At 64.4% G+C, this 25,231-nt stretch carries 26 protein-coding genes; 16 read left to right on the top strand and 10 right to left on the bottom strand.

Annotation, left to right across the window (positions count from 1 at the left end):
* Positions 1 to 35: 35 nt before the first annotated feature.
* From QFZ91_RS32515 to QFZ91_RS32500, 4 genes are read right to left on the bottom strand one after another with little or no spacing between them, the layout of a single operon-like run.
* Positions 36 to 1,130, bottom strand: coding sequence for an ABC transporter ATP-binding protein (locus QFZ91_RS32515; RefSeq protein ID WP_429569705.1), 1,095 nt, complete (start codon positions 1,128 to 1,130; stop codon positions 36 to 38).
* 25 nt (positions 1,131 to 1,155) lie between these two features.
* On the bottom strand, positions 1,156 to 2,049 hold the full coding sequence (locus QFZ91_RS32510; protein WP_429569704.1) for an ABC transporter permease: 894 nt from the start codon (positions 2,047 to 2,049) through the stop codon (positions 1,156 to 1,158).
* Positions 2,046 to 3,029, bottom strand: a complete 984-nt coding sequence (locus QFZ91_RS32505) for an ABC transporter permease (protein ID WP_429570929.1) — start codon at positions 3,027 to 3,029, stop codon at positions 2,046 to 2,048. Before QFZ91_RS32505 ends, QFZ91_RS32510 begins: the two co-directional genes overlap by 4 nt.
* A gap of 5 nt (positions 3,030 to 3,034) precedes the next feature.
* Positions 3,035 to 4,129, bottom strand: coding sequence for an ABC transporter substrate-binding protein (locus tag QFZ91_RS32500; protein WP_429569703.1), 1,095 nt, complete (start codon positions 4,127 to 4,129; stop codon positions 3,035 to 3,037).
* Between the two features lie 491 nt (positions 4,130 to 4,620).
* Between QFZ91_RS32500 and QFZ91_RS32495 the strand changes: the two genes are divergently transcribed.
* Entirely contained in the window at positions 4,621 to 5,514 is an 894-nt protein-coding gene (locus QFZ91_RS32495) for a LysR substrate-binding domain-containing protein (protein ID WP_429569702.1), read from the top strand.
* A gap of 36 nt (positions 5,515 to 5,550) precedes the next feature.
* Here QFZ91_RS32495 and QFZ91_RS32490 read toward each other — a convergent pair whose 3' ends face one another.
* Both QFZ91_RS32490 and QFZ91_RS32485 read right to left on the bottom strand, forming a co-directional pair.
* On the bottom strand, positions 5,551 to 6,633 hold the full coding sequence (locus QFZ91_RS32490) for a calcium:proton antiporter (protein ID WP_176384554.1): 1,083 nt from the start codon (positions 6,631 to 6,633) through the stop codon (positions 5,551 to 5,553).
* A gap of 297 nt (positions 6,634 to 6,930) precedes the next feature.
* Positions 6,931 to 7,290: a BON domain-containing protein gene (locus tag QFZ91_RS32485; protein ID WP_176384552.1), complete on the bottom strand. Its 360-nt coding sequence runs from the start codon at positions 7,288 to 7,290 to the stop codon at positions 6,931 to 6,933.
* Positions 7,291 to 7,616: 326 nt separating this feature from the next.
* Here QFZ91_RS32485 and QFZ91_RS32480 point away from each other — a divergent pair, with 326 nt between their 5' ends.
* Positions 7,617 to 8,246 carry a DNA-3-methyladenine glycosylase gene (locus QFZ91_RS32480; protein WP_429569701.1) on the top strand — a complete coding sequence of 210 codons (630 nt, stop codon included), beginning with the start codon at positions 7,617 to 7,619 and terminating at the stop codon, positions 8,244 to 8,246.
* A 219-nt stretch (positions 8,247 to 8,465) separates the two neighbouring features.
* Positions 8,466 to 8,813 carry a DUF4148 domain-containing protein gene (locus QFZ91_RS32475; RefSeq protein WP_176384547.1) on the top strand — a complete coding sequence of 116 codons (348 nt, stop codon included), beginning with the start codon at positions 8,466 to 8,468 and terminating at the stop codon, positions 8,811 to 8,813.
* Between the two features lie 274 nt (positions 8,814 to 9,087).
* Here the strand turns inward: QFZ91_RS32475 and QFZ91_RS32470 are convergent, their stop codons facing one another.
* On the bottom strand, positions 9,088 to 9,540 hold the full coding sequence (locus tag QFZ91_RS32470) for a CBS domain-containing protein (RefSeq protein WP_176123078.1): 453 nt from the start codon (positions 9,538 to 9,540) through the stop codon (positions 9,088 to 9,090).
* Between the two features lie 314 nt (positions 9,541 to 9,854).
* Here QFZ91_RS32470 and ribA point away from each other — a divergent pair, with 314 nt between their 5' ends.
* The 3 genes from ribA (at position 9,855) to QFZ91_RS32455 (ending at position 12,733) form a co-directional block, all read left to right on the top strand.
* Positions 9,855 to 10,505, top strand: a complete 651-nt coding sequence (ribA, locus tag QFZ91_RS32465) for a GTP cyclohydrolase II (RefSeq protein ID WP_176123077.1) — start codon at positions 9,855 to 9,857, stop codon at positions 10,503 to 10,505.
* A 220-nt stretch (positions 10,506 to 10,725) separates the two neighbouring features.
* Positions 10,726 to 12,000, top strand: coding sequence for a tyrosine-type recombinase/integrase (locus tag QFZ91_RS32460; protein ID WP_429570928.1), 1,275 nt, complete (start codon positions 10,726 to 10,728; stop codon positions 11,998 to 12,000).
* Positions 12,001 to 12,352: 352 nt separating this feature from the next.
* Positions 12,353 to 12,733: a helix-turn-helix transcriptional regulator gene (locus QFZ91_RS32455; protein ID WP_368598553.1), complete on the top strand. Its 381-nt coding sequence runs from the start codon at positions 12,353 to 12,355 to the stop codon at positions 12,731 to 12,733.
* Between the two features lie 244 nt (positions 12,734 to 12,977).
* Here QFZ91_RS32455 and QFZ91_RS32450 read toward each other — a convergent pair whose 3' ends face one another.
* Positions 12,978 to 13,235, bottom strand: coding sequence for a cytochrome b/b6 domain-containing protein (locus QFZ91_RS32450; protein WP_368367471.1), 258 nt, complete (start codon positions 13,233 to 13,235; stop codon positions 12,978 to 12,980).
* A 99-nt stretch (positions 13,236 to 13,334) separates the two neighbouring features.
* Here QFZ91_RS32450 and QFZ91_RS32445 point away from each other — a divergent pair, with 99 nt between their 5' ends.
* The 6 genes from QFZ91_RS32445 to QFZ91_RS32420 all read left to right on the top strand — a co-directional run bounded on the left by QFZ91_RS32445 (position 13,335) and on the right by QFZ91_RS32420 (position 19,437).
* Positions 13,335 to 13,508, top strand: a complete 174-nt coding sequence (locus tag QFZ91_RS32445; protein ID WP_429569700.1) for a hypothetical protein — start codon at positions 13,335 to 13,337, stop codon at positions 13,506 to 13,508.
* Between the two features lie 103 nt (positions 13,509 to 13,611).
* Entirely contained in the window at positions 13,612 to 14,544 is a 933-nt protein-coding gene (locus QFZ91_RS32440; RefSeq protein ID WP_176105777.1) for a LysR family transcriptional regulator, read from the top strand.
* Positions 14,545 to 14,663: 119 nt separating this feature from the next.
* The gene (locus tag QFZ91_RS32435; protein WP_368598551.1) at positions 14,664 to 15,872 is read left to right on the top strand and encodes a YbfB/YjiJ family MFS transporter; all 1,209 of its coding nucleotides are present in this window, start codon (positions 14,664 to 14,666) and stop codon (positions 15,870 to 15,872) included.
* Entirely contained in the window at positions 15,869 to 17,152 is a 1,284-nt protein-coding gene (locus QFZ91_RS32430) for an MFS transporter (protein WP_429569699.1), read from the top strand. The genes QFZ91_RS32435 and QFZ91_RS32430 overlap by 4 nt, the downstream gene beginning before the upstream one ends.
* Positions 17,153 to 17,209: 57 nt before the next feature.
* Positions 17,210 to 18,310 (top strand): NAD(P)H-dependent flavin oxidoreductase, encoded by a 1,101-nt coding sequence (locus QFZ91_RS32425; RefSeq protein WP_429569698.1) that lies wholly within the window; start codon positions 17,210 to 17,212, stop codon positions 18,308 to 18,310.
* Positions 18,311 to 18,489: 179 nt separating this feature from the next.
* Entirely contained in the window at positions 18,490 to 19,437 is a 948-nt protein-coding gene (locus QFZ91_RS32420; RefSeq protein ID WP_429569697.1) for a LysR substrate-binding domain-containing protein, read from the top strand.
* Between the two features lie 32 nt (positions 19,438 to 19,469).
* Here QFZ91_RS32420 and QFZ91_RS32415 read toward each other — a convergent pair whose 3' ends face one another.
* Together QFZ91_RS32415 and QFZ91_RS32410 are read right to left on the bottom strand one after the other, a co-directional pair.
* Positions 19,470 to 20,180, bottom strand: coding sequence for an SDR family NAD(P)-dependent oxidoreductase (locus QFZ91_RS32415; protein ID WP_429569696.1), 711 nt, complete (start codon positions 20,178 to 20,180; stop codon positions 19,470 to 19,472).
* A 195-nt stretch (positions 20,181 to 20,375) separates the two neighbouring features.
* Positions 20,376 to 20,798: a VOC family protein gene (locus tag QFZ91_RS32410; RefSeq protein WP_176384532.1), complete on the bottom strand. Its 423-nt coding sequence runs from the start codon at positions 20,796 to 20,798 to the stop codon at positions 20,376 to 20,378.
* 200 nt (positions 20,799 to 20,998) lie between these two features.
* Here QFZ91_RS32410 and QFZ91_RS32405 point away from each other — a divergent pair, with 200 nt between their 5' ends.
* The 4 genes from QFZ91_RS32405 to QFZ91_RS32390 all read left to right on the top strand — a co-directional run bounded on the left by QFZ91_RS32405 (position 20,999) and on the right by QFZ91_RS32390 (position 25,204).
* Complete coding sequence (locus tag QFZ91_RS32405; protein ID WP_429569695.1) at positions 20,999 to 21,436, top strand: MarR family winged helix-turn-helix transcriptional regulator; 438 nt, start codon at positions 20,999 to 21,001, stop codon at positions 21,434 to 21,436.
* Positions 21,437 to 21,521: 85 nt separating this feature from the next.
* Positions 21,522 to 23,084: a DHA2 family efflux MFS transporter permease subunit gene (locus QFZ91_RS32400; protein ID WP_429569694.1), complete on the top strand. Its 1,563-nt coding sequence runs from the start codon at positions 21,522 to 21,524 to the stop codon at positions 23,082 to 23,084.
* Between the two features lie 107 nt (positions 23,085 to 23,191).
* Positions 23,192 to 23,629, top strand: coding sequence for a MarR family winged helix-turn-helix transcriptional regulator (locus tag QFZ91_RS32395; protein WP_176386049.1), 438 nt, complete (start codon positions 23,192 to 23,194; stop codon positions 23,627 to 23,629).
* Positions 23,630 to 23,683: 54 nt separating this feature from the next.
* The gene (locus QFZ91_RS32390; RefSeq protein WP_429569693.1) at positions 23,684 to 25,204 is read left to right on the top strand and encodes an efflux transporter outer membrane subunit; all 1,521 of its coding nucleotides are present in this window, start codon (positions 23,684 to 23,686) and stop codon (positions 25,202 to 25,204) included.
* The last annotated feature ends 27 nt before the right edge of the window (positions 25,205 to 25,231 follow it).

Raw genomic sequence — 25,231 nt, 5'->3', positions numbered from 1 at the left:
TTATCAAAGCGAAGCGTGTGGGATGGGTTCGGGAATCAGGCGGTGCGCGCTGCGATCAGCTTACAGGCGTGCGGCGGCAGCTCGGCGAGCACCGGCATGCCGAGCGCGAGCCCGGGCGTTTCGCGCGGCGTGGTCGCGGCGGTCAGCGTGAAGCCCGCGCAATCGATCGTCGCTTCGAGCGAGGCGCCGACGTCGCGAATGAATGTGACGGTGCCGGGCAGCCGGTTCGCGTCCGGTGTCTCCGTGGCCGCCTTCACGCAGATGTCCTCGGGGCGGATCAACAGGCGGATCGCGTCGCCGCTCGCAACCGGCTGCCGCGCATCGGCGAGCGGCGCGCCCGGGTTCGGCGTCACCGCGATGCGCCGTCCGCCCGGCAGGCTCACGACGCCCGCGCCGTCGTACCGCACCGGCAGGATATTGCCGAGCCCGATGAAGTCGGCGACGAACTCGCTGACGGGATCGCGGTAGATGTCGAGCGGCTTGCCGACCTGCGCGATGCGGCCTTTCTCCATCACGACGATCTCGTCGGCCATCGTCATCGCTTCGCGCTGGTCGTGCGTGACCATGATCGTCGTGATGCCGAGGCGTTGCTGCAGCAGGCGGATTTCGACCTGCATCGCTTCGCGCAGCTTGGCGTCGAGCGCGGACAGCGGTTCGTCGAGCAGCAGCAGTTGAGGCTCCGAAGCAATCGCGCGCGCGATCGCGACGCGCTGACGCTGTCCGCCCGACAACTGCGTGACCGGCCGGTTCGCCATGTGCGGCAGCCGGATCAGTTCGAGCAGTTCGGCGACGCGGCGCGTTTGCTTCTCTGTTGCGACCTTGCGCAGCTTCAGCGGATACGCGACGTTCTGCGCGACCGTCATGTGCGGAAACAGCGCGAGCGACTGGAACACCATGCCGAAGTCGCGCCGGTTGGCCGGCAGCCACGTGATGTCGCGGCCGGCGAAATGGATGCTGCCCGAGCTCGGCGTTTCGAGCCCGGCGATCATCCGCAGCAGCGTGGTCTTGCCGCAGCCTGACGGGCCGAGGAAGCAGACGAGCTTGCCGTCGGGCACGCTCAGGTCGACGTCGTCGACGGCATGCACGGCGCCGAAGCGCCGCGTGACGGCTTGCAAGGTCAGATGGGTCATCGCAGGCTCCAGCAAGGTGGCGGGTTCACAGCGCGACGCCTTCGTCGCCGATCAGCTTTTCCAGCAGCCAGATCAGCGCGAAGTCGATCGCGACGATGACCACCGCGAAACAGAACACGGTCGGATCGAGCGACGACACCGTGCGGCTATAGAGCCACACGGGTAGCGTCATCGTGTCGATGCTATACAGGAAGAACGTGACCGTGAACTCGTTGAACGACACGATGAACGCGAACAGCATGCCGGCGAGAATGCCGGGGCGCATCAGCGGCAGCACCACGTCGACGAGCGCGCGGCCGGGGTTCGCGCCCATCACGAGCGCGGCTTCCTCGAACTCGGGGCCGATCGATGCGACCGACGCCGCGCAGTTCTTCACCGTGAACGGCAGCGCCAGGATCACATGCGCGATGATCAGCCGGCCGACGCCCAGCTCGACCGGCAGCACGTTGAACACCAGCAGCAGCGACAGGCCGAGCATCACGAGCGGATAGACGAGCGGCAGCGCGACCAACTGCTCGACCGCCGGCTTGCCGCGAAAACGGTAGCGCGACAGTGCATACGCGGCGGGCACGGAGACCAGCGTCGCGATCAGCATCGTCGATAGCGCGACGATGAGGCTCGTGGTCAGCGCGGCGCCCATCGACAGCGTATCGGTCGCGTCCGGCGACACGAAGCTGTGCCACGCCGCGCGATACCAGTGCAGGCTGTACGCGTGCGGCGGGAATTCGAGCGTGTCGGCCGCGCTGAACGACATCGCGATCATCGTCAGGATCGGCAGCGCGGCGAGAAACAGCACGACGCCGGCCACGAGCGCGGTTGCGCGGCGGAGCTGCCCGGGCATCGTCTCGGGCAGGCGCGGGAAGCGCGGCGAACGAGGTTCGGTGCGCGGCAGGCGCGAAGCTGGCAGCGGCGTGCTCATGAGTGAGGCTCCCCGGTCAGACGTTGGGTGCGGCGCACGAGCCGTTGCGAGAGTGCCATCACGGCGAGCGTCGCGACCATCAGCACGACGCCCGAAGCGGAGGCCGCCGGCCAGTTCAACAGCGGCGCGACCTGATCGTGCACGAGCACGGCGAGCATCGGCACGCGCCGGCCGCCGAGCAGCAGCGGCACCGCGAACGCGCTCGCGTTATACGCGAACACCAGCAGCGCACCCGACACGAGACCCGGCATCGCGAGCGGCAACAGCACGTGGCGCAGCGTTTGCCAACGCGTTGCGCCGAGCGTCGCGGCGGCTTCCTCGTACGAGATCGACACCGCACGCATCGCGCTGGACAGCGGCAGCACGGCGAGCGGAAACGCGGTCTGGATCAGCCCCAGCAGTACGCCATGCTCGCGATACAGCCACATGACCGGACGCTCGACGAGCCCGCTCGCGAGCAGCGCGTGATTGAGCAGGCCCGCCGGGCCGAGGATCACCAGCCAGCCATAGCCTTGCAGCAGCAGATTGACCAGCAGCGGCAGCAGCACACCCGCGAGCAGCAGCCGGCGCGCGAGCCGCGAGGTCGTGCGCGCCATCGCGAGCGCAACCGGAATCGCGAGCACGACCGCGCACAGCATGCTCTGGAACGCGAGCCGCAGCGTCAGCCACAACGACTTGAGGAAGTAGCCGTCGAGCAGGTCCGCGTAGTTCTGCAGCGTGAAGCTGCGCCATTCGTTGCCGGACGTGCCGAAGCTCATGCGCAGCACGACCAGCGCGGCCGCGCCGAGGATCGCCAGAAACACCAGGATCGGCGCGAGCAGCAGCCACGGCCGGGCTTTCGCGAGCGTCGTTGCGCCGCCAGCGGGGGCGGTCAAGGCAGTCTCGACGATTACGGAAGCGCAGGCAGCGCCGCCGGGCGTCGGACCCGGCGCCGCTTCGTCCGGCATCATCGCGGCACGCCGCGGGAAGCGCGCGAGCATCGTGGTTACGCCGAGAAGATTTCGGTGTAGCGCTTGATCCACGCCGGCTGCACGACGGCGAGCGCCTTGTCGTCATGCAGCACGGCTTTCTCGGCGATCTGCTGCGGGCTCGGCACGAACGCGCGGCTCTCGGCCGGAATCATCGCTTTCGAATTGACCGGGCCGTTCAGCACGTCGGCGGCCATGCGGCCTTGCACGCCGGCGTCGAGCGAATGATTGATGAACGCGTGGATCAGGTCGCTGTCGCCCGGATGCGCTTTCGGGATCACCGTGAACATCAGCTGCGTCGCGAAGCCCTCCTTCATGCCGTAGGTGACGCCCATCTTGTACTCGGGCTTGCGGATCTGGTCCGGGAAAAACGCCGGCGAATAGATGCCGCCGATGTCGAGCGAGCCGGTGCGGAACAGGTCGGCCACCTGGTTCGGGTTCTCGCCGAGCGTCATCACATGGTCTTTCAGTTGCGCGAGCTTCCTGAAGCCGGGCTCGATGTTCTGCTGTGAGCCGCCGTTCATCTTCGCGGCGATGATCGCGAGGTCGACCGCTTCGGCCCACTCGGGCGGCGGGAGGAATACGCGACCGCCGTATTTCGGGTCCCACAGTGCCTCGTAAGACGAAGGCGGCGTCTTGACCGTCGCGGTGTTGTAGATGAGGCCGTCGGACCACAGCAGATAGCCGACGCCGAAGCCATTAGCGCCGGTGCGGTATTGCGGCGCGACGTCTTTCAGGTTCGGCAGGCGGTCGAGCTCGGGCTTCATCAGCAGGCCCGCGTCGGCGAGGCCGGCCGCGCCGACGCCGGCGAGCGTGATCACGTCGTAGGTCGGGCGCTCGCCCGCCGCCTTGACTTTCGCGACCATGCCGGAAGTGCCGTCGGCGCGATCGGCGATCACCTTCGCGCCGGTCTTCGCGGTGAAGGTCGCGGCGATGTTGCGCAGCGCGGCCGTGCCGGTATCGTCGGACCATGTCAGGATGCGCAGCGTCTTGCCGCTGAAGTTGTGCTCCTGTGCGCGCAGATTGAGGAACGGCATCGGCAGAGCGGATGCCGCGAGCGCCGTACCGATCGTCTTGATGACCTGCCTTCTACCGCGTTTGATCTGCTGCATGACGGTCTCCTGTGATGAACGCCCGTTGCCCATGAATCGCTATGACCGCTGCCGGATGAACCGTGCGTGGAGGCACTGTAGGTTTGCCAAAATCACGCAACAATCGAAATATGCGCATGGGTGGCATGACCTGCGCTCATGGCTCGTGGTGCGCGGGCGCGGCGGCGCGCGGTTCAGCGACGCGACAGGAGACTACGGGCGACGGTGCATGCGGGTTAACGTCCATCTCTAACCGGTGAATACAAGGTGCATCGGGGTATGAGGAAAGCTCGGTTCTGGTGCGGGTGCGGCAGGTCTTTCGCACCACGGCGGTGCCACATCGGGAGGAACGCGCATTTTTCGCGCGCCATGAGCGGAACGCATGCGGGTTCGCCCGCACGCCGGCTCGTGCGCGCGCGGCCGATCGCGTATGCTTTGGGCATAACGGGCAGGGCGGCGACGGGCGCTGCCGCAGCCGCGCAATGATTTTTTCTGATCCAGGACGACATCCGATGCGACGCCTACCGCCGCTCAACGCGCTGCAGATTTTCGAAACTGTCGCGCGGCATCGCAGCTTCACGCGTGCCGCCGACCATCTGTGCCTGACGCAAGGCGCGGTCAGCCGGCAGATCATCGCGCTCGAGGAGTACTACAAGTTTCCGCTGTTCAAGCGTCACGCCAAGGGACTGACGCTGACCGCCGAGGGCGAAATGCTGCTGCCGACGGTCAAGGAGAGCTTCGCGCGGATCGAGGAAATGTCGCTGCGCCTGACGAGGCAGCGCACCGATCTCGCGCTGAAGGTGCCGACCTGCGTGATGCGCTGGATGCTGCCGAAGATCATGCGCTTCCAGTCCGAGTATCCCGATCTGCACGTGCAGATCACGACCACCTGGCAGCACGACGTCGATTTCCAGGGCGAGCCGTTCGACGCGGCGATCATCTACGGTTCGTCGCCCGGTGCGGACGTGCAGGCGGTGTCGCTGTTCGAGGAGCGTCTGACGCCGGTCTGCACGCCCGAGCTGCTGAAGGACAAGCCGCTCGCGCAGGTGGCCGATCTCGCGCGGCACACGCTGCTGCATCCGACGCGCGATCACCGCGACTGGAAGATGTGGCTCGCGAAAGTCGCGGAGACCGATGCGACGGGCGCTGCCACGATCGACGCGGAGCTCGGCCCGAGCTTCGATACGCTCGACATGGCGACCAATGCCGCAGCGCAGGGCTTCGGCGTCGCGATCAGCGACCTCGCGCTGATCGACGAGGACGTCGCGGCGCGGCGCCTGATCCGGCCGTTCGACACCGTGCTGAAGACCGGCTGGCGCTATTACTTCGTGTATCCGGACTCGGTCGCGCAACAGCAGAAGCTGAATCTGTTCCGCGACTGGATGGTCGAGCACTGGGAAGAGTGAGTCACCGTCCGCCCCAGCGTCGGATTGGACAACAGATCAAGGCGCGAACGACAAAAACAGATAAGCCGCGAACAGCGATAGATGCACGGCGCCTTGCAGAATCGTCGTGCGTCCGGTGCTGAGCGTCAGCGTGGCGACCACCAGCGTCAGCGCGAGCAGCACCATGTCCTTGCCGTTGATGCCGAGCACGATGGGCTGACCGATATACAGGAACACCCCGGCGACGGTGGGAATGGTCAGGCCGATACTCGCCAGCGCCGAGCCGAGCGCGAGGTTCAGGCTGGTCTGCAGACGATCGGCGCGCGCTGCGCGCAGCGCCGCGAGTCCTTCCGGCAATAGCACCAGCGACGCAATCACGATGCCGACCACCGCCGGCGGCGCGCCCGCGCCGAGCACCGCGGATTCGACCACCGGCGACAGCACTTTCGCGAGCAGCACGACCGCGACGAGACTCACCAGCAGCAGCACGCCGCTGATGGCTGCGAGGCGCGCGCCCGGCGGCTCGGCATGGACGTCTTCGTCGGGCACGCCGGCGAGGAAGTAGTCGCGATGGCGAACCGTCTGCACGAACACGAACACGCAGTACAGCACCAGCGACGACACACCGGCAAACGCGAGCTGCGGCGGCGACAGGACCGGCCCGGGGCTGGTGGTCGTGAAGTTCGGCATCACGAGCGTCAGCACCGACAGCGATGCGAGCACCGCCAGCGCGGCCGCCGCGCCGCGGCTCTGGAAGTCCTGTTCCAGATGGCGGATGCCGCCCGCCAGCAGACATAGTCCGACGAGCCCGTTGCAGACGATCATCACGGCCGCGAATACCGTATCGCGCGCGAGGCCGGCTTTCTCGGGACCGGACGTCAGCATCACCGAGACGATCAGCGCCACTTCGATCACGGTGACGGCGATCGCGAGCACCAGCGTGCCAAACGGCTCGCCGACGCGATGCGCGACCACTTCGGCATGATGGACGGCGGCAAACACGGCCGCGCACAGCGACACGCCGACCAGCGCGAGCAGCAGCGCATTGCCCGGGATCGCATAGGCGGCACCGAGCACGATCCAGCTAATGACTGGCGCGACGAGGGTCCAACGGGGCAAGACGGTCACCGGCGAAGTCATGCGGCCTTCCTTTCGGTGCGTGTATGAACTTGAAGTTATATCTTAAGGATCGACCTTAAGCTGTTCAATTATAAGGGAAAAGCTGCCCCAATAAACCCGCGCTGCACGGACTCGTCCGTTCAACATATCGCGGTTTCGAGGGCGCGGGGAAATCGTCGCGTCGGGCGGTGCTAGGGCTGCACCGGGGTAATCGTGTCGAGCGACGGATCGGAGGGGAAATTGGCGTCGCGACGGAGCTTTCCGCCATCGACGCCAGCTTGCTGCTTTTACCGCAACTTCTTCGGCTGGTTCACCGGCTTACTGGCCAATTGCGCGGATCGACAGTGCGCTCTTCACCGACGTCACGCCATCCACGCCTTGAGCGGCGTTCGTCGCGATTTCGATCTGAGCCTGCTCCGGCACCGAACCTTCCAGCGTGACGGCGCCGTTGCGTGCGCGCACGGTGATGTTGCCGACGGTCAGGCCCTTCGTACGTGCGAGCTTCGCGCGGACCTTCTTCTGCAGAGCGCGATTAGCCTGTTTATCCTGCTTGGTGGTCGGTGCCGCTGCCGCCGGCGCTTCGGTCGCGGCCGCATCGCTGCTTTGCGCGTACGCGTTGAGGGAAGCGAGAACGACCAGCGCGCCGCCGATCACCTTGATTGCCGAGAATGCTTTCATTCAACCATCTCCTATTGTCGTAGAACGTCGATCCCCCGGATGGGGTCGATTTTTTTTTACACCAGCGGGTACAGCGGGATTCAATGCGAATGAAACAGGTACAGCAGCCATGCGAACACTTTCAGCCGACACGGATGTTTCCGCGAGCCGCGAAGTGCGCGCCGAAACATGCAAACGGCCGTGTGACCGGCCGGAAGCACACGATACAGCAATTGGTGCCATGTTGACTTGCCGGCGCAGAAAATGAGGCGTCGGTACAACGAATTTGTAGATCGCAATCGGTCTATGACGTGGGATTTCAGCACCGGCTTAAGGACATCCAGCCCATGCGAAACGAAGCTCTTCCGATCCGACCGTTACACCGCGACGATCTGCCCGTCGATACGGTCGAACTCGCGCGCTTCATGGTCGGCAAATATCTCGTGCACGATCTGCCCGAAGGACGCCTGAGCGGCCGCATCGTCGAAACCGAGGCGTATCCGCTCGGCGATTCGACGAGCCACGCGTTTACCGGAAGGCGTCCGTACAACGGCTCGATGTTTCTCGCCCGCGGTCATGCCTACGTGCGGCTGACCTATGGCGTGTCGTACATGCTGAACATGTCGTCCGAAGCGGAGGAGGTCGGCGCCGGGATTCTGCTGCGCGCGATCGAACCGCTCGAAGGACTCGCGCTGATGGAAGCGCGCCGCCCCGGCGTGCCGCTGCGCGATCTCGCCCGCGGACCCGGCCGGCTGACAGTGGCATTCGGCATCGGCCAGGCGTTCGACGGCCACGATCTGTGTACGGGGCGCGGGCTATGGATCGGCGTGATCGAAACCGGCGACGCACCGGTCGGCGTGACGACGCGCATTGGCCTTTCGCGCGAGATGCACCGGCCGCTGCGGTTTTTCGAGCCGGGCAGCGCGTTCGTCAGCGGCCCGCGCAAACGACTGATGATTCCGCATTCGGGAGCATGACATTTCGGCCGCGCCCGGAATGTTCCGGACGATTGTTGCCCGCAACATCATGCGGGGCGCATCGACTCCGAGATATTCCGCGACATTGTTGCGATCAGCACAATTTTATATCTCACAATTAAGGGTTTTCCCTTGCTCATGCGGTGACTAGACTGAACTTGTTCGCTGCACACCACGGTGTCGGCGATGCAGAGAAAACCACATTGGAGGGAAGTCATCATGAAATCGCTGATCAAGGCAGTTGCCATTGCAGCCATTGCCGCCGCGCCGATCGTATCGTTCGCGCAATCGAACCAGCAGCCGGTCACCCGCGCCCAGGTTCGCAACGAACTGATCCAACTGGAGCGCGCGGGCTATAACCCGTCGACCTCGAACGACACGGAATATCCGGCCGACATCCAGGCCGCCGAACAGCGCGTGCAAGCGCAAAATCCGGCCGTCGCGCAAACCCAGCCGACCGCGAATACCAGCGGTTACGGCGCGCCGATGAGCGGAGCGACGCAAGCGGGTCGCCCGACCCAGCCGCAGCCGACGAGCGGCCCGAAGAGCGTGTATTTCGGCAACTAATTTCCCTAACCGGTAACCACGCACGCAGCACCACGCTGTGCGCCGCTTTCGCGGGCGCACAGCGTTTCGTACCAGGTACTGTTTAAATCAAGCGCGCCGCACCCATTCGCCAGCGAGCGTGTGATCCGTGCGCGGGTTGCGTTCCTCTTTCCGAAGGAACCTCCGCTGCCGCAAGGTAGCTTGGCCCAAGCTCTTCCTGGCTTGGGCCTTTTTTGCGGCCGGTCCCGAGCGGATGAACGCCAGGCGATCGCTCGGCGAAACTCGTGCTTCAGCGTCATTCGCCGTGGAGTCGTTCGCCGTGAATATAGAACTCGAGTTGCTGGATGGTGAACTGCTGTTCCGCGATGATGTCCTTCACGAGGTCCCCAATCGACACCATGCCGATCAGCCGGTCGTTCTCGATGACAGGCAGGTGACGCATGCGCCGCTCGGTCATCAGCGCCATGCACTCTTCGGTCGTCTGGTCGGGGCGAACGAAGCGCACCGCCTTCGTCATGATGTCGCGTACCGGCGTCGCCTTCGACGACCGGTCCATCAGCACCACCTTGCGAGCATAGTCGCGCTCCGTGATGATGCCGGCGATGCTGTCGCCGTCGGTCACCACCAGCGCTCCGATACCCTTCTCGGCCATCAACCGGATCGCCTCATAGACGGAGTCGTCGGCGCCAATCGTGTAGACGTTGGAGGGGTTCGGTTTCGTTTTGAGAAGCTGTGCAACGCTTGACATGGAGCGGCTCCGTTTCGCAATGCAGCACGCCGAAGTGGCGCGCTGTCGTGAGGGACAGGCGATTCCAGTATAGGCGCGAGGTTCGCCCGCGGTACACCGGGAATACCTCTGGCACGCCGGACGATGTGCGCTGGTTCGGCCAGATTCGCACGGACTTGCCGGTCCCGTCGTGGGGCGCCAGCCGTTGTCGCGGGGGGCTGCGTTCCGTGCTCGCGAAGGGGCATCCGGGTGCGGCATGCGGATTAGCGGTAAACTCGCAGTCCACACCTTATCCCCGGCTCGCCGGGTTCATGCCTGCACCATTGCTTAACGCCATGCTCACGTCTCAGGATTCATCGCCCGCAGCGGACGGCGCCGTCACCGGCGAATGCGTCGTTCTCGACGCCACCGCCACGCTACCCACGCGCTATGGCACGTTCACTTCCTATGTGTTTCGCGTGCTCGAAAGCGGCGCCGAACATCTCGCGCTCGTAATGGGCGATGTCGCCAACCAGTCGTCCGTGCTGACGCGCCTGCATTCGGAATGTCTGACGGGCGACGTGCTCGGCTCCTATCGCTGCGACTGCGGCGAGCAACTAGACCTCGCGCTGCGCTATATCGCGGCTGAGGGATGCGGCGTGCTGCTGTATCTGCGCGGCCACGAAGGACGCGGCATCGGCCTGTCGAACAAGATCCGCGCGTATGCGTTGCAGGAGCAGGGGCGCGATACCGTCGAAGCCAACCTCGATCTCGGCCTGCCCGACGATTCACGCGAATACGATTCGGCCGCGGGCATCCTGCGCACGCTGAAGGTCACGTCGGTGCGGCTGATGAGCAACAATCCCGAGAAGTTCGACACGCTGTCGAAGCACGGCATTCCGGTGTGCGAGCGTGTCGCGCTCGCGATTCCGATGCGCGAGGAAAACGAGCGCTATATCCGCACGAAGCAGCTGAAGTTCGGGCATTACTTCGACGAGAACGAATAGTAGCAAGTCGAGACCTGTCCGGGTTCGTCCATAGTGAGCCAATGGATGCTTCAAGTATCTGAATAAAAAAGAAAAAATATCGGAATAGCTCGCTCAATTGGCACATCAACGCTTTTCTGTGTGCGACTAAACTCGGTACCTTGGCGTAGGTTCTTGCTGCATTGTGCTGCAAACCTACGCCGAGTATGCTTCTCTCAGAAAAACCTACGCCGAGGGAAGTATGCGCTTTGATGCACGTGTCGCAGCTAAGCTGCCCAGTGGCGAGCACATGACCTTTGAGGGGTTTCCAGGACTAAGACTCCAAGCTTCGGCGAGCCGCAAATCGTGGACGTACCGCTACAAGTCGCCAATCGACAGCCGCATGCGGCAAGTGAAGCTTGGTGAATGGCCGGCAATGTCGTTTGCCGCAGCTATCGCTGCGTGGGAGAAGAGCCGTATCGAGAGGGACTCCGGTGCGGAACTCTCCGCGCTGCGTCGAAAGCAGGAAAATGAGGCCAATCGGCCATCGCCAGGTGATTACACCGTTAGACAGTTGTGCCACGACTATCTGCAGGGATATGTAGAGCTCAATCGAAAGGCAAAGGGCGCGACCGAGGTCGCACGTATATTCAGGGCGATGTTAGGGCCGGTTGCGGATACGCGTGCAATTGCTGTCACGCGCGCCCAGGCTTTCGATTTCCTGGAGTCATATCGTTCGACGCCTGTTCTCGCTGCACGCCTTCGCATGGAGCTCGGTAATGCCTGGCGTTACGCGCTAGATGCCGGTCGTCTTCCTGAAAACACCGCGAATTGGTGGAAGGAAGTTCTACGAGGGCAACTGAAGAGCAAAGGGCGCAAGATTGAAGGCAAATACACCGGGACACAGAAAAGGGTGCTATCGGTAGACGAGCTCGGCACATTGATTCGGTGGTTGCCGAATTTCAGTCTGACTGTCGCTGATGCGTTGACGCTCTACCTCTGGACAGGCACGCGGGGAGGCGAGATCGTCAGTATGGAGAGCACGGAGATCGCAGACGAAGGCGACGGTCTTTGGTGGACGATCCCCAAGCAAAAGACCAAAGTGCTACATAACGAGAAAGCAACGGATCTGCGCGTGCCGCTCATAGGCCGCGCCGAAGTAATCGTGCGGCGACGCCTCGATCAGGCCAAGGGAACGGTCCTATTTCCTTCCTCGCGTGGGGTGGCGATGGATCAGACCGTGGTCCAGCACGGCGTCTACTACCATCAGCCGTACTGCAAGATTGCTCCGAACCATGATCGGCCTCGTTTACCCGTCACGCATTGGTCAGCTCATGATCTTCGACGCACAACCCGGACGCTGCTTGCGACCCTTGGATGCCCAAACGAAATTGCCGAGGCAGTCCTCGGGCATGTTCAGCCTGGCATCATCGGCGTCTATAACCGCCATACCTACGACAGCGAGCGTCGCGAATGGCTGGGGCAACTGTCACATCGCCTGGAAGCGATTGCGGCGGCATATCCCCCAAAGAAGTAGCACGCATGTAACCATTGCGCGGGTGTTCGGCAGTGGGGCGAGATCAGATATCAACGGGGCATCGCGTGAAGCATTCCACTTCCCGTTACACCGGCCGGATCCAATCTCCATCGAACTTCAAATGAGAAGGATCAACGCTAAGCAGCAGGCATTGAGAAGTTTCCGGCTCAGCGTCGTCTAGCAAGCGGCTCTCTGCGGAACTTTCCGGAAGCGCATCGCTTGGTGGCTGCGCTGGCAAACAGAATTTTCTTTCTCTGAGGGCGTTTGCCACAATTAGTGCTGCCAATTAAATTCCGATGTACGTGCTCAACCGTAACGATGAATCGCTCGCAGATCAATCCTCCGTTCGTTCATGTTGACGACGCCTCAGTGCAGTCCGGAACCAACGGTAACAGACGAAGGTAAAGTCGCAATGAAGATCTGTCTCTCTCTAAAAGAAGTGGCAGAGGCACTCTCTCTGTCACCGACGACCGTACAGCAACTGGTACGCGAGAAAACGTTCCCCGAACCACGATTGCTTTCCGGCCGAAGGGTGGGATGGCTCGCACATGAGGTTCAGAACTGGGCTGACGCACGCCCGATCGCCAAGCTACTGCCGCCAGAGAATTCAGGCGCTAAGAAGCGGCAAGTCCCTCGAGACGTGATCGGCCGAAATAAAGACGATTTGGACTCCATGGCGAGAACTGCGGCGACAAGTGACGCGGCCATTCGGACGCCCGCGAGAGTGCTTTGAGTTCTGGAGATCTATTGTGGGGATGACAAATTGGGGCGACCCAGCAATAGATAAGCGGAGAAGGAATCGGCCAGATGAACAGACAAGATGTCGGCGCCAAACGCGTGGTGCTGCACAGCGGCTTTTTCCGCTTCTCGGACTGATCGACGAAGCGGGCGCTTTGAAAAAAGGACATCGACGTTCAGATCGACGCGCGCGTCGATTGTCTGTCGATCGACTGAGCGCGCGGTCTGCCGGCAGTGAACTACGTGCCGCCCGGCTTGCCGGGCAGCACGCGCTTGAATACCTCATCGCGCAGCACGTAATGATGAAGCAGCGCGGCGGCGGCATGCACCGCAGCGATGACGATGATGGCCCAGCCGACGAGATCGTGCGCCTCGCCGATAGAATGAGGCGTGGCCTTGCTGGTCGGCGCGAACGGAGCGGGAATCAGCAGCCCGAAAAAGCTCATCGATTCGTTGCCGGACCAGCACAGCACGAAACCCAACACCGCTTCGGCCACAGCAGTGCGTACAGAAGATAATGGATGCCTTTGGCGCCCGACTCCATCCATCCCACGGCGGACACGGGACTATGATGTCCGGGTATCAGCCGCTATCGGATGCGCACGATCAAGACGGCCGACAGCACCCAGTACGACGCTTTCTCGATCCTGTTGGATCACGGCCATTCTGGTGGTGTGATGCGTTTCGAGTGCGTCGTCGTCGACGCGACGCGGGGTTCAATGCGACCCGCCATCGTTCTTTTGCCGCAAGCCTGTGGCCGGCTCCTCTGACGTTGGTCGTCTTCCGCTAAGATCGTCGCGGGATTAACCGACCCACACGACGGCGGCTCCATCAAGTGCCACGCCTAAGCGCAAGTTCACCACCCAACACGCCATGGACCGTATCGACGCCATGAAGGTCTTCGTCGCCACGCTCGACGAGGGAAGTCTCGCAGGCGCAGGCCGCCGGCTCGGCCGCTCGCCGGCGGCGGTGAGCCGGGCCATCGCGTTTCTGGAGACCCACACGGGCACGCCGCTGCTACACCGCACCACGCGCACGATCCGGTTGAGCGAGGCGGGCGAGCGCTATGCGCTCGCGTGCCGGCGCATTCTCGCGGACCTCGAGGAGGCGGACCTGCTCGCCGCCGACGAGCGCTCCGCGCCGCGCGGCCTGCTCGGCGTGACGGCGGCGATCGCAGTGGGCGAGGAGGTGCTGCGCCCGATCGTCGATTCGTTTCTCGATCGCCATCCGCAGGCGTCGATCCGCCTGCATCTGCTCGACCGGCCCGTGAGCCTGATCGACGAAGGCATCGACGTGGCGTTGCGCATCGCGCATCTGCAGGACTCGACGCTCGTCGCCATTCCGGTGGGCGAGGTGAGGCGGGTGGTGGTCGCGTCGCCCGACTATCTCGCCACGCATCCGGCCATCGTCGCGCCCGCCGATCTCGCCAGCCATCCGATCATCTCGATGACGCATTTCGGGCTCGATTCATGGAGCTTTCCGGCGACCCGTCAAACGGCGCTGCCGCAGGTCGTGCGGTTCACGCCGCGCGTCATCGTCAACACGATTCGCGCGGCGCGGGCTTCGGCCGTGGAGGGGCGCGGGCTCACACGGCTCTTTTCCTATCACGTGGCAGATCACGTCAAGGCCGGCGCGCTGAAAATCGTGCTGCGCGACAGCGAGCACACGCCGCTGCCCGTGAATCTGGTGACGCCGCACGGCCGCCTTGCCGTGCCCAAGGTGCGCAGTTTCGTCGATTTCGCCGCGCCGCTGCTGCGCGAGTATTTCGAACAGGCGAAGCAGATCACCGACGCCGATCGCCGCTGAATCGATCGCCGCGCGGAAGAATGACTTACGCAGCGTGGCGATTCTCCCGGAATGCGACTCGAGCTAGACTGCTCCCATCTTCATCGGGTGCTTAACAGCACGGGTCCGCGGGAGTCGTCATGCAGCAAGCCGTCTCGAATCCGGCCGGTCCGGCCGGCTACAACGTCTGGCGGGGCACGCTCGCCGGGGCCAGCGCGAGCCTGATCGGCATCGGTCTCGCGCGGTTTGCCTATACGCCGCTTTTGCCGGCCATCATCGGCGCGCACTGGTTTCCTGCTTCGACCGCCGCCTATCTCGGCGCGGCGAACCTCGGCGGCTATCTGGCCGGCGCGCTGCTGGCCGGTGCGATGGTGCGCGTGGCGAAACCCGCCACCGTGCTGCGCGCGATGATGCTGCTTGCAACCATCGCCTTCGTGGCCTGCGCGGTGCCCGTGTCGTTCCTGTGGTTCTTCATCTGGCGCCTCGCGTCGGGAATTTCGGGCGGCGCGCTGATGGTGCTCGCCGCGCCCACCATCCTTGCGCACGTGCCGGCGGCTCGTCGCGGCTTCGCGAGCGGCGGGATCTTCACCGGCATCGGGCTCGGCATTGCGGCATCGGGCACGATCGTGCCGATCCTGCTGCGTCAGGGACTCACGTGGACGTGGCTCGGGCTCGCGGCCGTTTCGCTCGGGTTGACCGCGGTGGCGTGGAACGGCTGGCCCGAGCACGCGGCACCGGCGCATGTTCATGCGCATTCGCGCTTCGAAACAGCCCCGGCCTATCCGCGCGCCGGCCTGCGCTCGCTCTATGTCGAATATGGCCTGAACGCGGTGGGACTCGTGCCGCACATGCTGTTTCTCGTCGATTTCGTGGCACGCGGGCTGGGGCGCGGCGTCGAGGCGGGCGCTGAATTCTGGGTGCTGTACGGCTTGGGCGCGATCGTCGGGCCGCTCGCGGCGGGGCATCTGGCCGACCGCGCGGGTTTCGGCCGCGCGCTGCGTGTCGCGTATCTGGCGCAGGCCGCTGCGGTCGCGATTCCGGCCGTGGGCTTGTTCGGGCCGGCGGGACTGATGGTGTCCGCCTTTGTCGTAGGCGCGTTCACGCCGGGCATCGTGCCACTGGCGCTCGGTCGGGTGAACGAACTGCTTGCGCACCATCCGTCCGCGGTCAAGGGCGCGTGGAGCCGCGCGACCACGAGCTTCGCGGTGATGCAGGCGCTGGCGGCCTATGGTCTTTCGTTCGTGTTTTCTTCGAGCGGCGGCAATTATCCGGTGCTCTACGCGATCGGCGCGGTGGCGCTGCTGCTCGCACTCGCGGTCGATCTGCTGGCCGCACGGAGCGCGAAATGAACTCGCCGGTTTCGTCCTCATCGGTGGCGCTCGCGGCGCCGCCTGCGCGGCACGACGCGCGGCCGCGCGGCTATGCGGAGCGCAACGTCCAGTACTGGCGGCGCAATCTCGTCGTTTGCGTGTTCGGCTCGTTCACGACGCTCGTGAGCCTCAGCATGCTGCTGCCGTTCCTGCCGCTCTATGTGCGGCAACTTGGCGTCAGCTCGCAGTCCGCGGTGATCCAGTGGTCGGGCATCGCATTCGGCGCGACCTTTCTCGGCACCGCGCTCACCGCGCCGCTGTGGGGGCGTCTGGCCGACCGCTTCGGGCGCAAGCCGATGCTCGTGCGCGCGGCGATCGGTATGGCGGTGGTGATGTCGTTGATCGGCGTGGCGCACAATGTGTACGAACTGGTCGCACTGCGTCTGATCGCCGGTCTGGTAGGCGGCTACGCGTCAGCTTCCACGGTGATGGTGGGCACCCAGGCGCCTCGCGAACGCGCGGGTTGGGCGCTCGGCATCCTGTCGACGGGCGCGCTCGCGGGCAACCTGGTAGGGCCGCTCGTCGGCGGCGTGCTGCCGGACTGGATCGGCATTCGCGGCACGTTCTTCGCGGGCGGCGCGATGATCGCGGCGGCGGCGCTGCTGACCATCTTCGTGGTGAAGGAAGAGTTTCACCCGGCCAGCGACGGCAAAGCGCGCGCATCCGGCAGCTCGGACGTACCCGTGCGGCGCACCAACTACGCGGTGATCGCGGCGCTGCTCGTCACGGCGATGATGGTGTTGCTCGCCAATATGTCGATCGAGCCGATCATCACCGTGTACATCGGTGATCTCGGCGTGAGCGCGCCGCATCTTGCTCGCGTTGCGGGCGTGGTCATGGCATGCTCGGCGCTCGGGAGCATGCTGACGGCCGCGCGCCTCGGCGCGCTGGCCGACCGCTTCGGGAGCTGGCGCGTGATCGTCGCCTGCCTCGTGCTGACGGGACTGGCAATGGTGCCGCAAGCCTTCGTCACGCAGTGGTGGCAGCTCGCGGGGTTGCGCGTGCTGATGGGTATGACGCTCGCGGGTCTGTTGCCGTCGATCGGCAAGCTCGCGCGGCAGTCGGTGGATGAAAGCAGGACCGGCGGCATGCTCGGCTATCTGCAATCGGCGCAATTCAGCGGCCAGGTGGTGGGCCCGGTGATCGGCGGCGTGATCGGCGTTCACCTCGGGCTGCACGCGGTGTTCTTCGTGACTGGCGCGCTGCTGATCGCCTGCGGCGGCCTCGCGCGCTGGGCGCACCGCCGCACTGGAGCCTGACCGGCTGGCAAGCTGGCAGCCACATTGAACCTCTAACGCATCCGGTGGGAAGGGAACATGAGCACTCAAGCGAACAACCGCGCGTTGTTGCGCACGCTCGGCATCCACAAGCCGATCATTCAGGCGCCGATGGCCGGTGTCACCACACCGGCGCTGGCCGCCGCGGTGTCGAACGCGGGCGGTCTCGGCTCGCTCGGCGTGGCGGCGATGAACTCGGAGAACGCGCGTAAAGCGATTCACCAGACCCGCGAGCTAACGACGAAACCGTTCAACATCAACGTGTTCTGCCATCGCCCGGCAACACCCGATGCGGCCGTCGAGCGTGCATGGCTCGCCTGGCTCGAACCGGTGTTCCGGCAATACGGCGCGACGCCGCCGCAAGCGCTCTCGGAGATCTACACGAGCTTCGTCGTCGACACCGCGATGCAGGCGATGCTGCTCGCGGAGAAGCCGGCCGTCGTCAGCTTCCATTTCGGCTTGCCGCCCGATGCGGTGATCGCGCAACTGAAGCACGCGGGCATCCGTTTGCTCGCGAGCGCGACCAATCTCGACGAAGCGGCGGCGGCCGTCGAGGCAGGCGTCGATGCGATCGTCGCGCAGGGCATCGAGGCGGGCGGTCACCGTGGCGTGTTCGACACCACCGCGCGCGACGAACGCCTCGGCACGTTCGCGCTGACGCGGCTCCTCGCCAGCGAGTTCGACCTGCCGGTGATCGCGGCGGGCGGCATCATGGACGGCGCCGGCATCGCGGCCGCGCTCGCGCTGGGCGCGCAGGCGGCGCAATTGGGCACCGCGTTCGTCGCGTGCCCGGAAACCTCGATCGACGACGCCTATCGCCGCGCGTTGCTCAGCGATGGGGCGCGCTCGACGACGTTCACGTCGGCGATCTCGGGGCGCCTCGCGCGCAGCATCGTCAATCGCTTCACCGCGCTCGGCGAGGACCCGCAGGCGCCGCGTACGCCGTCCTATCCGATCACCTACGACGCCGGCAAGGCACTCAATGCAGCGGCCAAGGCCAAGGGCGAGTTCGGCTACGGCGCGCAATGGGCGGGCCAGGCTGCGCCGCTTGCGCGGTCGTTGGCGGCGGGCGAACTGATGGCGCAGCTGGAGCGCGAAACGCGGGAAAGTATCGAGCGGCTGCAATCGGTGTGGAACTGAGCAGTCGGGCCTCGATGCCTCGCACGCATGGATGGCATCGAAACACGTGGCGCACGCACCTGCCGATGCGGGTGTGGCTTCCGGCGTCAATTGTCGGTCGTCAGTTCCGCGTCCATGCGTTCGCTGCCGCGCGGCCGGGATCGACAGGTTCTTGAGCCAATAGACGAAGGCGGACAGGCATGCAACGCAAATTCGACGATCTGCTGCTCGGCAGCATCGAGCTCTTCTGCCTCGCGGCCGAGCTCGGCAGCTTCACACTGGCGGCCAATGCCGCGAGCGTCACACCCGCGGCCGTGAGCCGCTCGGTCGCGCGGCTCGAGGAGCGGCTCGGCGTGCGCCTGTTCGTGCGCACCACGCGCCAGATTCGACTGACCGATGCGGGGCGGCGTTACTTCGAGCAGTGCCGCCAGGCGCTCTCGCAACTGATGGATGCCGAGCGCGAAGTGACGGGCGAGCAGACCACCCCCGCTGGCGTGCTGCGCATCAGCATGCCGACTCCGTACGGGCACTATCGCGTGTTGCCGCTGCTGCCGGCGTTTCACGAGCGCTATCCGCAAGTCCAGGTCGAAACGCACCTGAGCAACCGCAACATCGACTTCTCGGAGCAAGGTTTCGATCTCGCGATTCGCGGACGCGCGCCAGCCGATTCGAACCTCGTCGCGCGCAAGCTCGAAGATGCCGAAATGGTCGTGGTGGCGAGCCCCGCCTATCTGAAGCGCGCGGGCGTGCCGAGGAGCATAGAGGACCTGCGGGACCACGAATGCATCCAGTTCGAACTGCCGAGCAGCGGGCGTCATCTCGCGTGGACCTTCGAGGGCTCGCCCGAGGATGGCGACGTGCTGACGAGCGGAAGCTATCGAACCTCCGGCGACGCGCTTGCCGGCGTGACGCTCGCGCGTGCCGGCGCGGGGCTGTTTCAGACCTATCGCTTCGTCGTCGAGGATGATCTGCGCGAAGGGCGCCTCGTGGAAGTGTTGCGCGACGCGGGCGCACGCACGCGGCCGTTCATCCTGCTCTATCCGCATGCGCGTTATTTGACGTCGCGCGTGCGCGCTTTCGTCGATTTTCTGATGGAGCAGTTGGCGAAGCCCATGACGCCCGCCGCGCCGGTGACGCGCGCGCATTGAGCCTCGTACGCGCGCGTCGTGTCGTGGTTTGCTCAGTGGCCCGCGCTCTGGCCGCCGTCCACGTGCAGGATCTCGCCCGTCACGAACGGCGCCGAGTCGAGATAGAGGATCGCATTGACGATGTCGCTCATCTCGCCCATATGACCGATCGGATGAAGCGCGCCGAGCGCCGCATGCGTTTCGGGCGCATGCATCGGCGACTTGATGATGCCGGGCGACACCGCGTTGGCGCGGATGCCGCGCTTCGCGTACTCGATCGCGAGCGAGCGCGTCGCGGCGGCGAGGCCGCCCTTGGTCAGCGAGGCCAGCACCGACGGCACGCCGTCGATCGCGTGATCGACGAGCGTCGTCGTGATGTTGACGACGTGGCCGCGCTCACGCTTTTCCATCTGGGCGACTGCAAGCTGCGTGATGTAGAAAAATCCCGCGAGATTGATGCCGGTGACCGTCGCGTAATCTTCGGCCGTGTATTGCGCGAACGGCTTGGCCACGAAAATGCCCGCATTGTTGACGAGCGTATCGACCCGCCCGAAGCGCGCCACGGCTGTTTCGATGACCCGTCGAGCCGTGGCCGGATCGGCGATGTCACCGGCCACGGTGACGAGGTTGGGATCGTCCGACGGCTTGATGCTGCGCGATGTCGCGACGACGTTGTGGCCGAGCTGGCGAAACGCCTTGACCGTTTCGGCGCCGATGCCTTGCGACGCACCGGTAACCACGATGACTTTGGGAGACTGACTCATAGTGAACCTCGAAGTAAATTGGATCAGCACTGTGTGATCGGGCTGATGGCTCCGACGGCTACTAATTTATGCAGTCGTGCTCCGCTTTTGCATACAGGGCGCGGACAAACACTTGTGAGCGGCAGGAACAAGAGGTCAGTCGTGACACGTCGCGTGCGTGTCGCGGCGTCTGACCTCAGCGGCACCGATCCGCATTCAGGATGTTTGCGTTCGCGGATCGTGATCGAACTCGAGCCTGATCCCGCCCGGTTCATACACCATCGTGTGGCGTTTGGGACCGGCACCGAGGTCCTCCGGCGCGAATTCGACCTTCACGCCGGGCCACGCCGATACGCGCGCGAATATATCGGTGAGCGCTTCCTCGCTGCTCACGCGCAACGCAAGATGATGAAGTCCGACATGAACCTTGCGATCGAATTCGACGATGCGGCTCGGGTCGGTGACCTGCCACAGCGTCAACATCACGTGTCCGTCCGATACGAACGCCGCCGGGTAAGCGGGCCGTTCGCCAACCTGTTTCCAGCCGAGGCACTTCACGAAGAAGTCGCGTGTGAGGTTCAGATCGCGGACCGTGAGTCCGACGTGATCGATACCTGAAGTAAGCGGGTTGTCAGTCATGATTCTGTCTTCCTGAAAAGAAAGCGGCGGTCGAATCCCCGCCAGAACATCATAGCCACATGTAGCCACATGAAATCGCGTCGATTGTCGCTGGCGGCGCAATTCAGTTTTTACACCATGTGGCGCATCTGGCGAACAAATCCGCTTGCTTAAATCTGCATAGTCAAATAATCTGAAGTCAGATATCTTGGAGACGACCGATGGACGATTCGACCAACGAAGACTTTGAGCGCGCGCAAAAGCTGGTGTCCGTGCTGGGTCAGGCGCGTCAGCTGATTGGAAGCGAGCTCAGATCGGGGCTCGCGGATGCAGGGCTGAACCTGCAGGCGCGCGGCGTCCTGCTCACGCTTGCGCGCGGCAACGTCACAACGCCGGCCGCACTTTCGAAACAGGCAGGTATCCCCCCGGCCCGGATGACCCGCGTGCTGGACAGGCTCGAAAAGAGCGGACTGATCGAGCGCGCGCGTAACGAGAGGGATCGCCGTCACGTGGACGTGTCGTTGACCCGGGAAGGGCAGGCCGTCGCCGCCCGCAATGTCCGAATCACCCGTGGCGCTTGGAGCGAGCGGCTCTCGCACTTCTCGAAGTCGGACTTCGATACGTTGAACGTGCTGCTGTCCAGACTGCTGAACGACTAGGCGGCATTTTTTTTATTCGATTATCTGACATATCAGATATCAGCCCGCAATCGAAGGGCGCTTCGAACCGAGACGAGGAGTTGCAATGAACCCATCGACCAACCCGGCCGCGCCGGCCCAGCTGACTGGCGCGAAATTCGCCATCGGCACGTTCGCCGTGGCGCTCGCGACCTTCATGAACGTGCTCGATTCGTCGATCGCCAACGTCGCGATTCCGACGCTCTCGGGCAACCTGGGCGTCTCGATCGACGAAGGCACGTGGGTCATCACGCTGTTCGCCGCGGCCAACGCGGTGTCGATTCCGCTGACAGGGTGGCTCACGCAGCGCATCGGGCAGGTCAAGCTGTTCGTCTGGGCGATCCTGCTGTTCGTGCTGTCGTCGGCGGCGTGCGGCATGGCTCCGAACCTGCTGGTGCTGCTCGTCGCGCGCGTCGTGCAGGGCGCGGTGGCGGGGCCGCTGGTGCCGCTGTCGCAGGCCATGCTGCTCGCGTCGTTTCCGAAGGAAAAAGGCTCGAGCGCGCTTGCGCTGTGGGCGATGACGGCGACGGTCGGGCCGATCGCGGGCCCCGCGCTCGGCGGCTGGATCACCGACAGCTACAGCTGGTCGTGGATTTTTTACATCAACGTGCCGGTCGGCCTGTTTGCCGCCGGTGCGATCTGGGTGGTCTACCGCGACCGCGAGACGCCGTCGCGCAAGCTCCCGATCGACAAGGTCGGGCTGATCTCACTGATCGCCTGGGTCGCGCCGCTGCAGATCATGCTCGACAAGGGCCGCGACCTCGACTGGTTCAGCTCGCCGGTAATCTGGGTGCTGACGATCGTCGCCGTGGTCAGCTTCCTGTTCTTCCTGATCTGGGAGTTGACCGAGGAAAAACCGATCGTCAACCTGCGGCTTTTCGCGAGACGCAACTTCCTCGGCGGCACGATTGCGATTTCGGTCGCCTACGCGATCTTCTTCGCCAACCTCGTAATCCTGCCGCAGTGGATTCAGGGCTTCCTCGGCTACCGGGCCGTCGACGCCGGGCTCGTGACCGCGCCGCTCGGCATTTTCGCCGTGATCCTCGCGCCGGTGATGGGCAAGATCATGCCGCGCTCGGACATGCGGGTGCTGGCCACGCTTGCGTTCGCCGGATTCGCTGCGGTGTTTTTCATGCGCTCGAACTATACGACCGGCGTAGACGCGTGGACCCTCGTGCTGCCGACGCTGCTGCAAGGCATCCCGACCGCGTTGTTCTTTACGCCGCTGACGGCGATCATCCTGTCGGGCCTGAATCCGGAGGAGATTCCGGCGGCGGCGGGTCTGTCCAACTTCGTGCGGATTTTCGCGGGCGCGGTGGGCACCTCGCTGATGAGCAATGCATGGAACGACCGTACGATCCTGCACCATGCGCGACTTGCCGAGCAAACCAGCGTCGAGAACCCTGGTTTCACCGGCGCGATCGCGCACCTGCAGGCGGCGCTGGACACGAGCGTTCCCAAGGCCACGGCGTTTTACGAGGCCTCACTGAACGCGCAGGCCACGATGCTGGGCCTGAACGACATCTTCTGGATTTCGGCGGTGATCTTTTTGGTCATCATCCCGCTGATCTGGGTCACGAAACCGACCAAGGGTGGAGCCGCGGGCGCGGCAGCCGCCGGCGGACATTGAACCCGATTGGGCAACCCGGTTTGGGGCGGAAAATGAAACACACAATCCTCTCCTTGACATTATCTGATGATGCAGATATTGTTGAAATCAACAAGGAGAACACCGCCATGGACCACTACACGACGAAGAACTTCATGCTTACCGAAAGTATCGGCTTCAGGCTCGTCAAGGCCCGCAACGTCGTCGTCGCGGAAATGGACGCGGCGCTCAAGGACCTGGACATCAACGGCCAGCAGATGGGTATCCTGCTTTCGCTGAAGCAGGGTGTGGCCACCACGCCTTTCGAGCTGTCGAAGCTGCTCGGCATCGACACCGGTCTGATGACGCGGATGCTGGACAAGCTCGAATCGAAGGGGCTGCTGGAACGTTCGCGTGACCCGCAAGATCGCCGCGTGGTCAATCTGACGTTGACCGCGCAGGGGCAGAAAACCGCCGCGCGGATTCCGGAAGTCGCACCGCATGTGTTGAACGCGCGCTTGCGCAAATTCACGAAGGCCGAGTTTGCCGAGCTGGACCGCCTGCTTCGCAAGTTCACAGGCGAGTGAGCGGCGCGGCCGTGGGCCGCGTTTTTTTGACCCATTAATCTGATTAGTCAGAAAATGAAAACGCAAACTTCCAGGGCAAACACCGTCGCCCGTTCGCTGAAGCTCGGTGTTTCGGTGATCTCCTTCGCAGTGCTGGCAGCATGTGCAAACTATGCGGGCATCCACAGCGACAAGCAGATCAATCAGCCACAACAGCTGGAAACGGCCCGGAGCCTGCCGCAGGAGCATGGGAACTGGCCGTCCCCGGACTGGGTCGACCAGTTCGGCGACGCTCAACTGAAGGCGTTGATCGCCGAGGCGCTGCAAGGCAGCCCGACGCTTGCCCAGGCGCGCGCCCGGGTCGAACAGGCACAAGCCTACAGCGAAACGGCGAAGGCGGGCACGCTGCCGCGCGTCGACGCTTCGTACTCGCTGACGCGCCAGCAGTTCAGCAGCAGCGCGCTGATCCCGCCGCCCTATGCCGGTTCGTGGCAGACGGAGAACAAGGGGCTGCTCAGCGCTTCCTACGATCTCGATCTGTGGGGCAAGAACCGCGAAGCGCTGCGCGCGGCTGTGTCGGAGGCGTCCGCTGCCGAGGCCGACGAGCAGGTCGTCAGGCTCACGCTCGACACCTCGATCGCCCGCACGTACAACGAGCTGGCGCGGCTCTACGCGTTACGCGATATCGCGCAACAGGAAGTCGCGCGGCGCGAGCAGATCGACCGCATTACCTCCGGCCGCATCGCAAACGGTCTCGACACCGAAGTGGAGCGCAAGACGGCCGACGCGAATCTGTCGACGAGCCGTGCCCGCGTCAGCGCGCTCGACGGCAGCATCCTGAGCACCCGCTATCAACTGGCGGCGCTGCTTGGCAAGGGTCCCGACCGCGGACTCGCGATCACGCGGCCGACGCTCGGCGTAGGCGACGACGTGCGTCTGCCGGACAACCTGCCGGCCGATCTGCTGAGCCGGCGGCCCGACATCGTCGCGGCGCGCTGGCGCGTCGAGGCGATCACGCATGAGGTGAAGGAAGCGAAGGCCGAGTTCTATCCCGACATCAACCTGAGCGCGGCGATCGGTCTGGACGCGTTCGGCTTCGGCCGCTTCCTGAGCGCCGCGAGCCGCACGGCTTCGGTGGGCTCGGCGATTCATCTGCCGATCTTCGACGGGGGCGAGTTGCGCGCGCAGCTGAAGGGCCGCTACGCCGAGTTCGACTATGCGGTGGCGACCTACAACCAGACGCTGATCGGCGCGCTGAGCGGCGTGGCCACGCAGCTCGCGCAGATTCGCGCGAGCGACGCACAGCTCGGCGATGCACAAGCCGCGCAGCAGGCCGCGCGCGACGCCGACCAACTGGCGACCACCCAATACAAGGCTGGCCTGACCAACCAGTTGACCGTGCTCAACGCCGACGTCACCGCACTGAACGCCGACGAGGCGATCGCCAATCTGAAGATGAACCGCCGCGACCAGCAGATCGAGCTCGCGTCGGCGTTGGGCGGCGGCTATGTCGATACGTCGGCGGACACCGACCATCATGCGGACGCGGCTCGCGCATCCGCCAGTCAAGTCAATCCCACGGTTGCCGCACGTTGAACGGCTCGCCGGGAAACCTATCAGGAG

This window comes from Paraburkholderia sp. JPY419 (assembly GCF_050435705.1).
GTDB classification, from domain to species: domain Bacteria; phylum Pseudomonadota; class Gammaproteobacteria; order Burkholderiales; family Burkholderiaceae; genus Paraburkholderia; species Paraburkholderia youngii.
Note: the sequence above shows the minus strand (reverse complement) of the source record. Positions and strands in the feature narration are given on the sequence as shown.

Coding starts and splice junctions, on each gene's coding strand:
- QFZ91_RS32400 (WP_429569694.1), top strand. CDS start 21,522: ATGAACCCATCGACCAACCCGGCCGCGCCGGCCCAGCTGACTGGCGCG.
- QFZ91_RS32505 (WP_429570929.1), bottom strand. CDS start 3,029: ATGCTCGCGCGCTTCCCGCGGCGTGCCGCGATGATGCCGGACGAAGCG.
- QFZ91_RS32455 (WP_368598553.1), top strand. CDS start 12,353: ATGTTGACGACGCCTCAGTGCAGTCCGGAACCAACGGTAACAGACGAA.
- QFZ91_RS32430 (WP_429569699.1), top strand. CDS start 15,869: ATGAACTCGCCGGTTTCGTCCTCATCGGTGGCGCTCGCGGCGCCGCCT.
- ribA (WP_176123077.1), top strand. CDS start 9,855: ATGCTCACGTCTCAGGATTCATCGCCCGCAGCGGACGGCGCCGTCACC.
- QFZ91_RS32415 (WP_429569696.1), bottom strand. CDS start 20,180: ATGAGTCAGTCTCCCAAAGTCATCGTGGTTACCGGTGCGTCGCAAGGC.
- QFZ91_RS32420 (WP_429569697.1), top strand. CDS start 18,490: ATGCAACGCAAATTCGACGATCTGCTGCTCGGCAGCATCGAGCTCTTC.
- QFZ91_RS32510 (WP_429569704.1), bottom strand. CDS start 2,049: ATGAGCACGCCGCTGCCAGCTTCGCGCCTGCCGCGCACCGAACCTCGT.
- QFZ91_RS32410 (WP_176384532.1), bottom strand. CDS start 20,798: ATGACTGACAACCCGCTTACTTCAGGTATCGATCACGTCGGACTCACG.
- QFZ91_RS32480 (WP_429569701.1), top strand. CDS start 7,617: ATGCGAAACGAAGCTCTTCCGATCCGACCGTTACACCGCGACGATCTG.
- QFZ91_RS32440 (WP_176105777.1), top strand. CDS start 13,612: ATGGACCGTATCGACGCCATGAAGGTCTTCGTCGCCACGCTCGACGAG.
- QFZ91_RS32445 (WP_429569700.1), top strand. CDS start 13,335: ATGCGCACGATCAAGACGGCCGACAGCACCCAGTACGACGCTTTCTCG.
- QFZ91_RS32435 (WP_368598551.1), top strand. CDS start 14,664: ATGCAGCAAGCCGTCTCGAATCCGGCCGGTCCGGCCGGCTACAACGTC.
- QFZ91_RS32485 (WP_176384552.1), bottom strand. CDS start 7,290: ATGAAAGCATTCTCGGCAATCAAGGTGATCGGCGGCGCGCTGGTCGTT.
- QFZ91_RS32405 (WP_429569695.1), top strand. CDS start 20,999: ATGGACGATTCGACCAACGAAGACTTTGAGCGCGCGCAAAAGCTGGTG.
- QFZ91_RS32460 (WP_429570928.1), top strand. CDS start 10,726: ATGCGCTTTGATGCACGTGTCGCAGCTAAGCTGCCCAGTGGCGAGCAC.
- QFZ91_RS32390 (WP_429569693.1), top strand. CDS start 23,684: ATGAAAACGCAAACTTCCAGGGCAAACACCGTCGCCCGTTCGCTGAAG.
- QFZ91_RS32515 (WP_429569705.1), bottom strand. CDS start 1,130: ATGACCCATCTGACCTTGCAAGCCGTCACGCGGCGCTTCGGCGCCGTG.
- QFZ91_RS32470 (WP_176123078.1), bottom strand. CDS start 9,540: ATGTCAAGCGTTGCACAGCTTCTCAAAACGAAACCGAACCCCTCCAAC.
- QFZ91_RS32490 (WP_176384554.1), bottom strand. CDS start 6,633: ATGACTTCGCCGGTGACCGTCTTGCCCCGTTGGACCCTCGTCGCGCCA.
- QFZ91_RS32500 (WP_429569703.1), bottom strand. CDS start 4,129: ATGCAGCAGATCAAACGCGGTAGAAGGCAGGTCATCAAGACGATCGGT.
- QFZ91_RS32425 (WP_429569698.1), top strand. CDS start 17,210: ATGAGCACTCAAGCGAACAACCGCGCGTTGTTGCGCACGCTCGGCATC.
- QFZ91_RS32475 (WP_176384547.1), top strand. CDS start 8,466: ATGAAATCGCTGATCAAGGCAGTTGCCATTGCAGCCATTGCCGCCGCG.
- QFZ91_RS32395 (WP_176386049.1), top strand. CDS start 23,192: ATGGACCACTACACGACGAAGAACTTCATGCTTACCGAAAGTATCGGC.
- QFZ91_RS32495 (WP_429569702.1), top strand. CDS start 4,621: ATGCGACGCCTACCGCCGCTCAACGCGCTGCAGATTTTCGAAACTGTC.